The 14,079-nt window shown below is 49.3% G+C and carries 10 protein-coding genes and 1 pseudogene; 10 read left to right on the top strand and 1 reads right to left on the bottom strand.

Going from position 1 to position 14,079, the window contains the following annotated elements:
- Nucleotides 1–16: 16 nt before the first annotated feature.
- The gene (locus tag PSHG_RS26655) at nucleotides 17–1,045 is read right to left on the bottom strand and encodes a CapA family protein (RefSeq protein WP_010270580.1); all 1,029 of its coding nucleotides are present in this window, start codon (nucleotides 1,043–1,045) and stop codon (nucleotides 17–19) included.
- 165 nt (nucleotides 1,046–1,210) lie between these two features.
- Here PSHG_RS26655 and PSHG_RS05525 point away from each other — a divergent pair, with 165 nt between their 5' ends.
- From PSHG_RS05525 to PSHG_RS05475, 10 genes and pseudogenes are all read left to right on the top strand, one after another.
- The gene (locus PSHG_RS05525; protein ID WP_010270576.1) at nucleotides 1,211–1,474 is read left to right on the top strand and encodes a YciI family protein; all 264 of its coding nucleotides are present in this window, start codon (nucleotides 1,211–1,213) and stop codon (nucleotides 1,472–1,474) included.
- On the top strand, nucleotides 1,471–2,427 hold the full coding sequence (locus PSHG_RS05520; RefSeq protein WP_010270574.1) for a D-2-hydroxyacid dehydrogenase: 957 nt from the start codon (nucleotides 1,471–1,473) through the stop codon (nucleotides 2,425–2,427). Before PSHG_RS05525 ends, PSHG_RS05520 begins: the two co-directional genes overlap by 4 nt.
- Before the next feature lie 427 nt (nucleotides 2,428–2,854).
- A complete protein-coding gene (locus PSHG_RS05515; RefSeq protein WP_235782011.1) occupies nucleotides 2,855–4,678 on the top strand; it encodes a cache domain-containing sensor histidine kinase in 1,824 nt (607 codons plus the stop codon).
- Nucleotides 4,656–5,489 carry a response regulator transcription factor gene (locus PSHG_RS05510; protein ID WP_010270568.1) on the top strand — a complete coding sequence of 278 codons (834 nt, stop codon included), beginning with the start codon at nucleotides 4,656–4,658 and terminating at the stop codon, nucleotides 5,487–5,489. Before PSHG_RS05515 ends, PSHG_RS05510 begins: the two co-directional genes overlap by 23 nt.
- Before the next feature lie 308 nt (nucleotides 5,490–5,797).
- Nucleotides 5,798–6,922 carry an ABC transporter substrate-binding protein gene (locus PSHG_RS05505; protein WP_010270565.1) on the top strand — a complete coding sequence of 375 codons (1,125 nt, stop codon included), beginning with the start codon at nucleotides 5,798–5,800 and terminating at the stop codon, nucleotides 6,920–6,922.
- A 313-nt stretch (nucleotides 6,923–7,235) separates the two neighbouring features.
- Nucleotides 7,236–8,363 (top strand): ABC transporter ATP-binding protein, encoded by a 1,128-nt coding sequence (locus PSHG_RS05500; protein ID WP_010270561.1) that lies wholly within the window; start codon nucleotides 7,236–7,238, stop codon nucleotides 8,361–8,363.
- Nucleotides 8,323–10,011, top strand: coding sequence for an ABC transporter permease (locus PSHG_RS05495; protein WP_010270558.1), 1,689 nt, complete (start codon nucleotides 8,323–8,325; stop codon nucleotides 10,009–10,011). The genes PSHG_RS05500 and PSHG_RS05495 overlap by 41 nt, the downstream gene beginning before the upstream one ends.
- 184 nt (nucleotides 10,012–10,195) lie before the next feature.
- On the top strand, nucleotides 10,196–11,449 hold the full coding sequence (locus PSHG_RS05490; RefSeq protein WP_026021197.1) for an ABC transporter substrate-binding protein: 1,254 nt from the start codon (nucleotides 10,196–10,198) through the stop codon (nucleotides 11,447–11,449).
- Between the two features lie 792 nt (nucleotides 11,450–12,241).
- A pseudogene (locus PSHG_RS31945) lies at nucleotides 12,242–12,460 on the top strand (transposase); the annotation flags it as partial.
- Between the two features lie 280 nt (nucleotides 12,461–12,740).
- A complete protein-coding gene (locus PSHG_RS05475) occupies nucleotides 12,741–14,069 on the top strand; it encodes an ABC transporter substrate-binding protein (RefSeq protein ID WP_010270547.1) in 1,329 nt (442 codons plus the stop codon).
- The last annotated feature ends 10 nt before the right edge of the window (nucleotides 14,070–14,079 follow it).

Below are 14,079 nucleotides of genomic sequence, written 5' to 3'. Positions count from 1 at the left end.
CCTTCTTCATCCTTCCTCAGAGGGAAGAACGGGGGCCGATGATCGAGAGTGTGGTATCGAGGATATGCTCCATGAGCTTTCTTTCTTCGGGTTCGAAAGCGTCATTCTCATCCTGCAGCGCATCCTCAAGCGGCAGCACCTGATAGCGCTTTGCTTCCCCGGAGCTTGATTTGTGCACCCAGGTCGGGACGGGTTTGACCTGCTTGATAACGACTCTCCCGTCCTTTATTTGCTGCAGCTGAACCAGCAGGATAACGCCCGCCATAGTATGCGGGTTTTTCTTCAGCCGTGAAGAAATCAGGCTGCCCAAAGAATACACGGCCAACTTGCCATTGCTATTCCAGACAACCGGCTGAACAACGTGGGGATGTGAGCCGAGCACCAGATCAGCACCCCATTTCATGAGCTTGCGCGCCCAGCGTCTTTGCCCTTGAGTAGGAATATGGCTGTACTCCGGGCCATGATGCAGAGCGACAATGCAGAAGTCGGCCTTGCGCCTTAGAGCGTACAAGTCCCGGCGAATGTGCTGCAGGTTCATGCGGTTAACCATCCACGGATACGGGCATGCAATGCTATTGGTGCCTCTTGTGTAGGAGAGGATGCCAATGCGAATCCCCTTGACAGTAACGATAACCGGCCCCCCGCCCCCGGATGGATGACGTTTGGCATTGGTTCCTGTATGTTTTATCCCGTGCTTGTCGAGTACCCGGAGCGTTCGCCGCAAGCCTGAAACTCCCCGGTCCAGGCAGTGATTGTTGGCTGTAGTGAGCACATGGAGGCCGGCTTTGCGCAGCGCCGATGCCAATTCATCGGGGCAATTAAATTGCGGGTAGCGGTTGGCCGGATTCCGTCTGAGATAGTGCTCCTCTCTGCCAGCAAGTGTCACTTCCAGGTTGGCAATGGTGAGGTCCGCCTGCTGTAAATAGGGGACAATTGGGGCAAGCAGCGCGTGAAAGGAGTAGGCATCCTTGTCCTCTAGCCGTGCTGACTGAATGATCGGTTCGCGTACGAGCAGATCTCCGGTTAAGGCGAGCTGAATGTTCAACGGGCATGCTCCTTTCCTAATGGATTACCACATTGTATTCCACAACAGCCCGAACCGTTTGCCTTTAGTTTTGGAGTTCGGGGATATTTAGCGTATAATGAAAGGGGTTTCTATAGTTGCCGCAGGCTTCTATTTCCGATGCAATTCATTCAGGAGGGATCTTATATGAGTTATTTTGCTGTATTTTTGCCTATGCTGAGTTCAAAGAAGAGTGAGGAGCACCGCCAGGCGCATCTCGATTTTTTGGCGGAACAGGAGCGTGAAGGCCGGGTGTTTGCCAAGGGGCCATTCCTCGATGGAAGCGGGGGACTGGTCATTTATAAAGGGGAGTCGGTAGAGGAAATTCAAAGAATCGTAATTCAGGATCCTTATGTAAAAGTCGGCGCCCGCGGCTATGAAATTCATGAATGGGCGATGAAAACGGTATGAAAATTGTCGTCCTGGACGGCTATACGTTAAACCCCGGAGACATCAGCTGGTCTCCTTTGGAGGCTCTTGGCTCTTTAACGGTCTACGACCGCACGGATGAAGAGCAGATTGTCGAACGGGTAGACGGAGCCGAAGTGATTTTTACGAATAAAACGCCGCTTAATGCCGCTGTCCTAAAACGTCTTACCGGGCTGAAATATATCGGAGTGCTGGCCACGGGCTACGATGTGGTAGACATTGCAGAGGCCAAGCGCCAAGGTATCGTTGTGACTAATATTCCTGAATACGGTACATATTCCACTGCACAGATGACGATTGCGCTGCTGCTGGAGCTGTGCCATCGTGCCGGCAGCCACAGTGATTCTGTGCGCAGGGGAGATTGGGCCAGCTATCCGCATTTCTGCTACTGGAATTCCACTCTGGTCGAGCTGTACGGTAAAACGATGGGCATTATCGGATCGGGAAGAATCGGCAGACGAGTCGCCAGCATTGCACGTGCTCTTGGCATGAGGACGATCGGCACAAGCCGTTCAGCGGAGCCCGGTACTGAGAGGGATGGCATTGAAATCGTGAGCCATGACCAGCTTCTGCAGACCTCGGATGTGATCAGCCTGCATTGTCCGCTCACGGCCGAAACCGAGGGAATGATGAATCGGGAGGCGTTCCAGCAGATGAAACGCTCGGCGTTTCTAATTAATACGGCGAGAGGAAAGCTGGTGGTCGAGCAGGACTTGGCGGATGCGCTGAATGAAGGCAGTATTGCCGGGGCTGCTGTGGATGTGCTCGCTAGCGAGCCTCCCGATCCTGCCAACCCTCTATTAACGGCGGATCGCTGCATTGTTACGCCTCATATAGCTTGGGCAACCACGGAAGCCAGATCACGCTTGATGACTATGGCTGCCGACAATCTTGCCGCTTTTTTGCAGGGCGAAAGCAAGAACAGGGTAAATTAACCCAGTTTTATCCACGAGAACCTATTGCCAACCATCGAGTCCCCGGGTGTGCTGTTAACCCGGGGATTTGTTTACCCTAATTAAAAATATAAGTTTCCTTGCTTGGCGGAAAGAGCAAATTCTAATTGCGCATAAAACCTAATTGATAAACAGGTTATGCTTCCGAAGTAGTTTTGCTGGCGCAAGCCTTGGAGATCGCTCGTCTTCGAAAGACCTCGCTAGAGGTTTTTTCAAGTTTTTTTGCAATCGGTGCCTGATCGTCCCGTGCTCCTGAAATTGGCACGGGGAGCGTTTTCCATTGTCGGATCGCGGAGGATGCATTATAGTAATGGTGATTCGAAGTAATGGTGATTGCGATAATAATGATGAGTTCGCAAGCAATGGCGATTCGACAAAAAAGGTTTCATCAAGCAAGGAGGGGGCGCAGGTGAGCCGCTTTATCCAGTGGGCCGTCAACATGAAGCTGCAGAACAAGCTGATTGTTCTGTTTCTGCTGCTCTGCTTTATCCCCTTGACTATGCTCGGCACATTTTCCTATTATCGTTCATCGGAGGTTATCCAGCAAAAGGTTTATCAGACCGTTCTGGAGAACCTGTCTCAAGTGAATTACGGGCTGAATTATTTTATGAGCGATATCGAGCAGCTGTCCATGTACATCTACAGTAATCAGGATATTCAGGACGTTCTCGCAAAGCCTGAGGAGCGCAGCTTGCTGGAGAAGCATGAGGACAGTAAAACCATCAGCAATGTGCTTGATGCTTTCCTGGGATTTAAAAGCTGGGATATTCAAATTTATCTCCTTGGCTTAAATGGCGACCGATACTTTACTGGCGATCTGCTGCCTACAGCCTATTCCAGCTTTAATCCCAACTGGGGGTTGTTCCGCAAAGCGGGACTAGCCGATGGGAACATCGCCTGGGACACCCAGTACACCATCAAAAAGACAGATGATTATGGGGCGGTCATCAGCTTGGGGAGGCTTATTAAGAATATAGAAACCAATGAGCCGCTTGGCTATCTTGTTATTGATGTTATGGAGCCGGCTCTTGCCGATAAATATAATAAGGCACAGGTATATCCGGGAGGACAGGTGCTGTTGTTGGACAGGGGAGGCTATATCGTATCCAGCACCCCATCCAAGCAGGAAGTCGGCACCCGTCTGGAAGATGGCTTTTTATCCAGTGTTCTCGGCGGAACTAAGGGGTATTTCCGCTGGAATGATCCTAACGGGGTGCAGTTTATGGTCGTATATGACACATCGGAAACGACGGGCTTTAAAATGGTTAACAAAATACCGGTAGCGGCTATTACGAAGGATAGTCAAAGCATACGAAATCTGACCTTAATCGTTATTGCTCTGGAAGTCATCGTATTCTTTATTATCGCTTTTCTGCTTTCCCGGACGCTGACCCGGCCTATACGCAAGCTGAAGGCGCTGATGAGCCGCGTGGAGGAAGGTAACTTGAACGTCACCTTTCCAGCGCGCAGCGAGGACGAGATTGGCCAGCTGGGCCAGAGCTTTAATAATATGCTGCGGCAAATCAAGCTGCTGATCAATGAGGTTTATGAGAAGCAGCTACGGGTTCAAGAAGCGGAATTGAAAGCGGTTCACGCCCAGTTCAACCCCCACTTTCTATACAACGCGCTTGATTCCATCAATTGGATGGCTCGCATTCACAAGCTGGATGATATTAGCCGTACAGCTGTGTCATTGGGAGAATTGCTCAGATTCAGCATCAGCAAGGACGGGGTGTTTATCCGGGTGGAGGAGGATATTAGACAGATCCAAAACTATCTGAACATCCAGCAGATGCGTTACCGGGACAAGTTTAGCGTATCGATTGATATTCAGCCTGAAATCAAGCGACTGTACACATTAAAGCTGCTTTTGCAGCCGGTTATCGAGAACGCGGTCACCCATGGGTTAGAGATGAAGCTTGGTCAAGGGAAGCTAATGATTCAAGGGATGTTAATTGGTGATAAGATCCGATTTACAATCGAAGATGATGGAATCGGAATGGATATCAGAACAGTTGAACAGATTTTACGGGGGGAATACCATTCCGTCCATCACAAAAATACGGGAATCGGATTGGAAAACGTAAGAAAAAGACTGATGCTCTATTTTAAAGAACATTCCTCTTTTCGGGTAGAGAGCGCTCCGGGGGTGGGGACTAAGGTCATCATCGAGCTCCCGGTCATCGAGGAAGTGAAGGAGGGCGAGAGCAATGTATCGTATCATCATAGCTGATGACGAATATATGATCCGGGAAGGAATCAAAACCACACTGCCCTGGGATGAGCTGGGCTGCGAGGTTGTCGGAGAAGCAGCCGATGGGTTGTCCGCCTGGGAACTCATCGAGTCCGCTGCTCCTGATATTGTGCTCACTGATATTCGCATGCCGGGAATGAACGGACTGGATTTGGCTTCTCAGGTAGCCAAGCACTACCCGCAGGTCAGAATTATTTTTTTGACGGGCTTTAACGAATTTGAGTATGCTCGCCAAGCTGTTAAGCTGGGAGCGTTTGACTATGTTTTGAAACCGACAAATCCGGAGGAATTGGTGAGAACGCTGGAAAGCGCCAAGCTGGAAATGGATAAGGAAAGAAGCTTGATGAATCACCTTAGAGAGCTGGAACAGCAGGTGCTGCAGTTGACACAGGAAGCAGAGGATCAGGACCCGGACTTGGACTCGGACCGGGTTACTGTCGTTAAAGATAAGTATGATTTTTATAAAATCGATGATTTTCTGGAGGAGCATTATGCTGAGGAGATTTCCCTTCAGGAGGTGGCGTCTCTGCTGCATATGAGCGAGGGGCATTTTTGCCGATTATTTAAAAAGCAGACCGGCAGGAATTTTCTCGAGCATTTAACTCAATTTCGCATCGATAAGGCAAAGCCGCTGCTCGCCGATCTGCGCTTGAAAATGTACGAGGTGGCTGAGAAAGTCGGCTACAGGGATTCCCGCTACTTTAGTCAAATCTTCCGTAAGGTGACAGGAGAAACGCCAACGGATTACCGAAAAAAAATGATTAAAGCCGAGGGTGAAACCATTTCATAAAGTCACCTGGAAGCGTTTAACTGGTAAAAACAGGCGAAATATATGCGGAAAACCGCATAGAAGGTTTATCGGTCTTAGTCCTAAATTCCAAGGGACTAAGGCCGTTTAATTTTTCTGGATTGATCTCGATTCGCCGCGTTATTATCCGCTATAGTAACACCAATTGAACTATGCATGGGAAGCTTATCAAACTTGGGACAGGTACTTATTTCACCTCAACCTGCTGGAATGGGGCATTTTGGAAGATCAATATTTTAAACATTTTACACAAGAATGTCACATTGAAAGCGCTTCAGGATGGATTTATAGTGAATGAAGAAACAGGTTATCATAATGGAATTGGAAAGGGGATTAACACACAAATGAGAAACAGCAAATGGCTTTCCGTGTTTCTAATCGTCTTGAGTACCGCTTTGGTGCTTGCGGGATGCGGTGGTTCAAATGGGGGTTCTTCCACTGGGGGCAGTCCTAGTGAAACTGAAGGCAGCAGCGGGGGTGCCAAAAAAGGCAGGCTAACCGTCTATTCACCCAATGCAGCAGAAGTGAATAACCCGATTGTTAAAGAGTTTCAAGATCGCACCGGCATTGAAGTTCAATTAATCTCCGGGGGTACGGGAGAAATGCTGAAAAGGGTTCAAGCTGAAGCAGGCAACCCGCTGGGCGATGTATTCTGGGCCGGTGGTGCTGATTCGCTGGAAGCTTATAAAGACTATTTCGAGCCTTACCGCACTTCCGAATACGACAATCTTGTTCCTGAATATGTGGGCAGCGGCGATTATTGGACGCCTTTTGCAGCATTGCCCATGGTCATCATGTATAACAAAGACTTAGTGGATGAAGCCGATGCACCGAAGAGCTGGGAGGATTTGCTGGATGAGAAGTGGAAGGGCAAAATTGCTTTTGTAGACCCTGCTAAATCAGGCTCTTCCTACACTCAGCTGGTTACCATGCTGACGGCTTTCGGCAAAGAGGATGAGGGCGGCTGGGACTATGTTCGTAAGCTGATCGAGAACATTGACGGGAAGCTGCTTCCGTCTTCCAGTATGGTTTACAAAGGTGTTGCAGATAAGGAGTTTCCTGTAGGAGTTACACTTGAAGAGGCTGCTCTGCGATATGTTGAAGGCGGCGCGCCTGTTGGTATCATGTACCCCGAAGAAGGAACCTCAGCCGTACCGGATGGCGCAGCCATTATTAAAGACGCTAAAAATATGGAAGAGGCAAAAATGTTTATCGATTTTCTCGTGGGCACCGATGTTCAGCCTATGATTCAGACCGAATTCAACCGCCGTTCTGTACGGAAGGATGCGGCGCCAATTGAAGGAATTCCGGCTATTGAGGACATCAAGCTGGTCGATTACGACTTTGACTGGTCCGCTTCTCACAAGGACGAATTGATTTCCAAGTTCACTCGAATCATAACTGGCCAGGAATAATAAATTGCGGCACAGGTCAGGGATAATAGACTGGTGGAACTGATCAGAAATAGTAAATTAGCCTGAACTGGCCGGGTATAACAGATGGCGGATTGCGCCGGATATAGGAACGAAGAAACTGCGAAGTAATTGTTAGTTAGCTGGACAGGCGTCTTGAGGGCGGTTTGAAGTTACAGGCTGACCTGGAAGGCGCCTTGTCTATATTCAAAAGTCAGGATCAAGATCAAATGATCAGCAGAAGCTCAAGATTATAGCTGAAGATCAAATGATCACTGAAGCTCAAGATTAGGAATGACAGTTAGGAGGCTGCATCGTGCAAACGGTAAGATTTGATCATGTAACCAAGTATTTCGGAACAACGAAGGCCGTAAATGATGTGCACTTCACTATCGAATCCGGTGAGTTTTTTACACTGCTGGGACCTAGCGGATGCGGCAAAACGACGCTTTTACGGACCATTGCAGGCTTTTATCAGCAGGAAGAAGGAGATATCTGGTTTGGGAATCAGAAAATCAACACGGTGCCTACCTACAAAAGAAATATCGGGATGGTATTTCAAAATTATGCGATTTTCCCGCATTTGACTGTTTTTGATAATGTGGCCTACGGTCTTCGCGCCCGCAAGGTGGATAAAAAGGAAATTGAACGAAGAGTGATGGAAGCGCTCGAAATGGTGGAACTCGGCCATTTGCGTGACCGGATTCCGTCTAATATGAGCGGCGGCCAGCAGCAGCGGATCGCACTGGCAAGAGCGATTGTTATTCGCCCGGGTTTGCTGTTGATGGATGAGCCCTTATCCAACCTGGATGCCAAGCTGAGAATCAAGATGCGTTCGGACATCCGTATGCTGCAAAAAGAATTGAACATTACGACGGTCTATGTCACTCATGATCAGGAGGAGGCACTGGCTGTTTCCGACCGTATTGCTGTCATGAGCGACGGAATCATTCAACAGATTGACACGCCGCAAAATATTTACTCCTTCCCGGAAAACCGTTTTGTGGCCAACTTTATCGGCACCTCGAACTTTATTGAAGCGCCGGTATCCCAGTACGACAAGGCTTCGGGGCAAGCTGCACTTCGTTTGGCTGGAACCGATCTGCCGGTAACGTTGAAGCGCGGGGTACCAAGCTCTGTCATAATTTCCATGCGGCCTGAACGGATAGGGCTGTACGATGTCCAGTCGGGACAGGGTCAGCTGGTAGGGGAAATTTCTGATGTTACGTTCCTGGGTGAAAAAGTTAGCTACAGCATCAAGCTGAAGGACGGCACAATCATTCATGCTCAAGAGCATTCGATTGAGCCCGGTGATCTCAAGCAGCTGCATCAAAAAGTAGCTGTGGACCTTAACCTGAAAAAAGCAGTCATCTTTGATTCCACAGGGCAGGAGGTGCTTTCCGGTGGGGCAAACCGTGACAACGCCAGGGCAGGATCTGCGTAAGCGGCTTACATTCCGCAAATGGGATTTTTGGACTTTTGTCATTCTTGGCGGCTATATCTTTTTCTTCATGTTTGTGATCTATCCGCTGTTTAGTCTGTTTATTTCCAGTATCTTTAATGCGGAAGGCCAGCTTTCGCTGCAAACCTATTATGACTTTTTCCGTTTAAAATATTTCCGCGGCGCTTTATTAAACAGCTTTATGGTTGCGGGGCTGGCTACCGTTTTTGCTATTTTGATCGGTGTGCCTCTGGCCTATATTACAACCCGTTACAACATCCGTTTTAAAGGATTAATTAACATTCTTGTTATCATGTCTTTGCTGTCTCCGCCTTTCATCGGAGCCTATTCTTGGATTTTAATGCTTGGTAACAACGGATTTATTACCCGGTTTCTGAATGACATCGGAATCCCTTTCGGTTCCGTTTATGGATGGAAAGGTATTGTGTTTGTATTTACTCTGCAATTCTATCCACATATTTATTTGTATGTTTCGGGTGCTTTAAAAACGATCGACACCTCTTTGGAAGAAGCGGCGGAGAGCTTGGGACGTTCCAGCTTCCGCAGAATGCTGAGCATCACCCTGCCTCTGATTTTTCCAACGTTATCCGCAGGGGCGTTAATGGTGTTCATGGCTTCCTTCGCTGACTTCGGTACGCCGATGCTGCTCGGACAAGGCTATAAAGTACTGCCGATTTTGGCGTATGAGCAGTTTATCAGTGAGATGGGCGGAAACCCGGCAATGGCCAGTACGTTAAGTGTACTGCTTATTCTATGTTCCACCGCCATTTTATTTATGCAGCGTTATTTTGTATCGAGAAAAAATTATGCCATGTCCGGCATGCGCACACCTAAAGTGGTTCAATTGCGCAAAGGCCCCCGTTTTTTGTTGACGCTGGGTGCGCTCATGGTGGTATCGATTTCGATGATTCCCCAGCTTACCGTTATCACGACATCGTTTATCAAAACGAACGGGCCGGTATTCCAAAAAGGCTTCAGCCTCGACAGCTACCGGGAGGTGCTGTATCGGGTGCCCAAAGCTATCTTTAATACGTATACCTTCTCCTTAATTGCAATTGTTATTATGATTGTCGGCGGTATGATGCTCGCATACGTACTCGTACGCCGCAGATCGAATTGGACCGCGACGCTTGACGGGCTGATTATGATCCCTTATGTCATGCCGGGCACGGTGCTCGGGATCAGCTTGATTCTGGCCTTTAACAAGGCGCCGCTCGTATTGACCGGAACCTGGGTTATCTTGGTTATCGCCTATGTGGTCAGGAAGCTGCCGTATACGATACGCTCGAGCACGGCCATCCTGCAAGGTTTGGACCGCGGGGTGGAGGAAGCCTCGATCAGTTTAGGAGTTCCCCCGCTAAAAACGTTCTTTAAAACGACCGGCAGGCTAATGATTCCGGGCGTATTGTCAGGGGCTATCCTTAGCTGGGTAACGACGATTAACGAGCTCAGCTCCACACTTGTTTTGTATTATGGAGCAACGGCTACAATTTCGGTAACCATCTATAGCGAGGTCTTTACCTCCAATTATGGAACGGGAGCTGCGCTCGCTTCGATCTTGACGGTTTCGACCCTGTTGTCGCTGTTAATTGCCAACAAGCTCACGGGAGGCAAGGATCTGAAAGTATAGCGGCCAGGCAGGGCCATAGGCATTAGATTCCAAGTGTAATCGCGAAATTGAAGCAACACGAGCAGAGTGGGGATAAAAGCCCCGCTCTGCTCGTGCGTTCACTTCAAAATGTATCGAAAATGTATACAGGCTGGGCGGATTGACCTACTATAAAGGGAGCGCACATTGTACAAGGGGAGCATGGATGATGACTTTACCAAAAAAAATAATGACCTCCGTTTTGTTAGCTGCAGTCTTTTTGCTCGGAGTTGGCGTCTGGGTCTTGTCCATGTCCAGGAACGCAGTTCCCCAGGAATCCGCTCCCGTTATTTCAATCGAAGGCTGGGTATACACGCCTATCTATGTGGAATGGATAAACGAATTTGAAAGCAAGCATCCCGAATACCATATTGAAGTGAGGACGTTCCGTTCTCCTGAACAGCTGTTTGATGAATTGAATGCGGCAATATCGGCCAACGCCGCGCCGCAGTTTGCTGAGGTGAGCGGCATGTACGGAATTCCGCAGCTTGCCGACAGCGGAATGCTGCTTGATCTCACCCGGCATTTTACAGAGGAGCTTTGGGGGCAGCTGCATCCTGCCTTGGTCTCATCGTTTGCTTATCAGGAAGGACAATGGGCAATGCCCTTAGGCGGCGAAGTTCCTGTTGTGTATTATAACTTGAATTTGCTCGAGCTGGCGGGGATTGAGGAAACAGCCATTAAAGACTCGGCCGGAATGCTGCAGGCCGCTTCAAAGCTGACCCTTTCGCCCAGGGGAAATGCTTCAAGCGAAAAATGGGGTCTGGCGGTCGATAGAGAGGTGCCCTGGTATTTGATCAATTGGGCTAATTCTTATAACGGCTCCGCCCTTTCAGACGCAAGATGGGAGAAGGCTATTCTGTTGTGGCATGAGCTCGTTTTTGGCGAGCAGCAGGTTATGAAGCGGCTCCAGCACCATCTGGCTGCGAGCGACTTTGTTAATGGCCAGGTCGCTATGCTGATCAGCTCTTCGGGCAAGCTGCCTATGCTGAGTCAATACATTGGGGGCAAATTCAGCTTCGCTTGGCAGCCCCTTCCTTTGCTTGGTGAACCCCAACAGGCCAGGTATACAGCGAATGCAAAAGGGATGGCGCTGCTTCCTTCCCAGCCTGACAAAGTGGAGGCTGCCAAACAGCTGCTGGCTTTTCTGATGGAATCTGAGGCCCAGGGAGACTTGCTGCAGTCGGGAGGACAGCTGCCTGCCCATGAAGCTTTCCTGGCCGAATTTGCCGATGGCGGGCTGTCACCGATGTCAGAAACGCTGCTTTCCGTAAGAGACCGCTTGCGGCAGGCCCCCCCGGACAGCTCGCAGCTGATGCTCTGGCATCGGCTGATGGAAATCAGTGAACAGGTAGAGCTGAATGAGGAGCTGGATATCAAACAGCAAGTCCGCAGTCTGCTGCGATTGTCTAGCGAATAGTGACCAAAGGGACGGTCCTGACAGTCTATTTTCCCATATGGCGCCGCAATTAAAGGGGCTGTCCGAAAAGTGGCCGTTCAGCCCGATAGCTAGAATAAGCAAACCCCAAGCAGCTAACCCGAGGCCAGCGGCCCCCAGGCGAAATGTCTGCGAAAGTGTATGTGAAAATTGTATGCGAAATTGTGTGCGAAAGCGTATGTGAAAGTGTATGCGAAATTGTGTGCGAAAGCGTATGTGAAAGCGTATGTGAAAGTGTATGCGAAAACAGTCATGCCATTGAATTCTCAGCCACAACTCCGGCATGAAACTAGCCAAGGTTGGCGAGGTTCGCGGGGTTCGAGGACTGCGCGGGCTTGTTGCCTGCGTTTTGTACCGTTTTGTACGAAATGTCGTACAAACGCATGGGGTTGACGGGCGATTCCCGGAGATTTGTATGAAACGTCGTACAAATGCAGGGGATTGAAGGGTAATTACCCAAGATTTGTATGACAAATCGTACAAATGCAGGGGATTGAAGGGCGATTACCCGAGATTTGTATGACAAATCGTACAAATGCAGGCTTTAAGCTATTAAGGAACTGCAGCCAATGTTCTAGACGAATTTTCGTACAAGTTATGTGATTTGAGGTACGATTACCGGAGAGTGCTCATCATGCGGGGCGTTTTATTAACCCGACGATAGACGATACAAGAAGGACATCCGGCACGCTTCCAACTGGACGTATGAAGAGCAGGAGGATCGCTTTGTTTGCCCAAAAGAGCCCTTGAGGATGAAGAGAAGAGGATGAAGAGAAGTCTGCGATCTATGCTCGGCGTAAAGTGGAGGTAGAGAGCGTGTTTGGTCACCTCAAGGGCAAGCGGTCCTTCCGACGGTTCCCTTGGAGGCTGAACAAGGTTCACGATGAGTTTGGGATTGTGGCATTAGCCCACAATCTATTGAAAGTGGCAGCTATCCGCCTTGACTGCTTTCCGGGAAAACAGACAAACAAAAAAATGGACGGAAAACATTAAGGTTTTCCGTCCATTTATTTTGGGGACTTATTGGACAGCCCCTTGCTTATTTTAGATATACAGGCTGAACTACCCTCTTTTCGACAGCCTTTCTTTGACTAGTAGTAAACAAAATTACGCTCCGTCAGCAATATTATTTTTCATTAAATGCTCGTTATCGTTCTTGAATGTCCGTTATTTAACCCTATTGCCCGATCCTATACTCTAGATGTAACGGGTGCGGATGTGAAAATTGACGGCAAGTCCCGTAATCCATCCTATTAGTGGGGAGGTCAATAAAATGATAGTAAGAACAAAAAGTTGGACAAAAGCGGCTCTCACTGCCATATTGACGACCAGTCTGCTGAGTGCTTGCGGAGGTGGGGAGCAGCCAGGCTCTGGCGGCGCTACAACAGGTGAAGCCGATAAGCCGTTTCAGGGCAAGAAGCTTTCTATCGCTACAGCAAATCATCCCTGGGGTGACGCGATTAAGGAGCTGATCCCGAAATTTGAGGAAGAGACAGGAATGAAGGTCGATGTCCAAAGCTACTTTGAAGACCAATTGTCGCAGAAGCTGACTGTTCAGTTTACATCCGGGTCTTCCACTCCCGATGTGTTTATGTATAGTCCTTTGCAGCATGCCAAGCAGTTCTACAATAACGGCTGGCTTCAGCCGCTTGATGAATACGTCGACCGTAATCCGGAATATGATTTCGAAGACTTCTCTAAAGCTTCAGTCAGTACGAACAGGGTGGATGGAAAGCTGGTCGGCATCCCGACCATTACGGAGCAGCATATTTTATACTACCGCAAAGACTTGCTCGAAGAGGCAAACCTTGCTGTGCCTAAGACGATGGACGAGCTATTGGCAGCTGCTCGTGAGCTGCATGACCCGGCCAACGAAATTTACGGCTTTGCCGCACGCGGGCAGCGCTCCGCACTCGTATCCCAGATTTCATCCTTTATGTACTCCGAGGGCGGGGAATTTATGCGTGACGGCAAGGCGATTCTAAATTCGCCGGAATCGATAAAAGGCATGGACACATACGCAACGCTTCTCAGGGACTACGGTCCGCCGGGCGTATTGAATATGTCCTGGCCGCAAGCAATCGGTGTGTTCGCTCAAGGTCAGGCTGCTTTCTTCGCCGATGTTAACTCCATCTATCTCAACGCAGCTGACCCGGAGAAATCGACAATCGCCGATCAGATCGGATATGCCGTGTTCCCGGCCGGTGACGCAGGGTCCCAGCCGTTCAATATCGCTTCATGGGGCATAGCGATGAACGCCAAGTCTGCTGACAAAGACGCTGCGTGGGCGTTCATCGAATGGGCAACGAGCAAGGAGATTATGCTGGAAACGCAGAAGCTGGGGAATCCGGGATCACGCTTGTCGGTTTGGGAAAGCCCGGAAGGTACAGTAGCTTTTCCCCAGGAATTGGCTGAGGTAACAATGGAAACCCAAAAAGGAGGGGTAGACCATTCTCTGCCCCAGGTTAATGCGGTAGGCGAAGCACGTGATATTATCGGAACTATCGTACAGCGCGCAATCAGCGGTGAAGATATTCAAGAGGCGGCAGAGCAAGCCAATCAAGAATTCCAGGCTTTAATCGATAATGAAGCTGGTCAATAAGAGGCTGGCG

Origin of the sequence: Paenibacillus senegalensis JC66, assembly GCF_000285515.1 — a bacterium.
In the GTDB taxonomy this organism is placed as follows: Bacteria; Bacillota; Bacilli; order Paenibacillales; family NBRC-103111; genus Paenibacillus_L; species Paenibacillus_L senegalensis.
The sequence above is the reverse complement of the archived record's forward strand: the minus strand, read 5'-3'. Positions and strand labels throughout refer to the sequence as shown.

Coding starts and splice junctions, on each gene's coding strand:
- PSHG_RS05510 (WP_010270568.1), top strand. CDS start 4,656: ATGTATCGTATCATCATAGCTGATGACGAATATATGATCCGGGAAGGA.
- PSHG_RS05525 (WP_010270576.1), top strand. CDS start 1,211: ATGAGTTATTTTGCTGTATTTTTGCCTATGCTGAGTTCAAAGAAGAGT.
- PSHG_RS05520 (WP_010270574.1), top strand. CDS start 1,471: ATGAAAATTGTCGTCCTGGACGGCTATACGTTAAACCCCGGAGACATC.
- PSHG_RS05475 (WP_010270547.1), top strand. CDS start 12,741: ATGATAGTAAGAACAAAAAGTTGGACAAAAGCGGCTCTCACTGCCATA.
- PSHG_RS05490 (WP_026021197.1), top strand. CDS start 10,196: ATGATGACTTTACCAAAAAAAATAATGACCTCCGTTTTGTTAGCTGCA.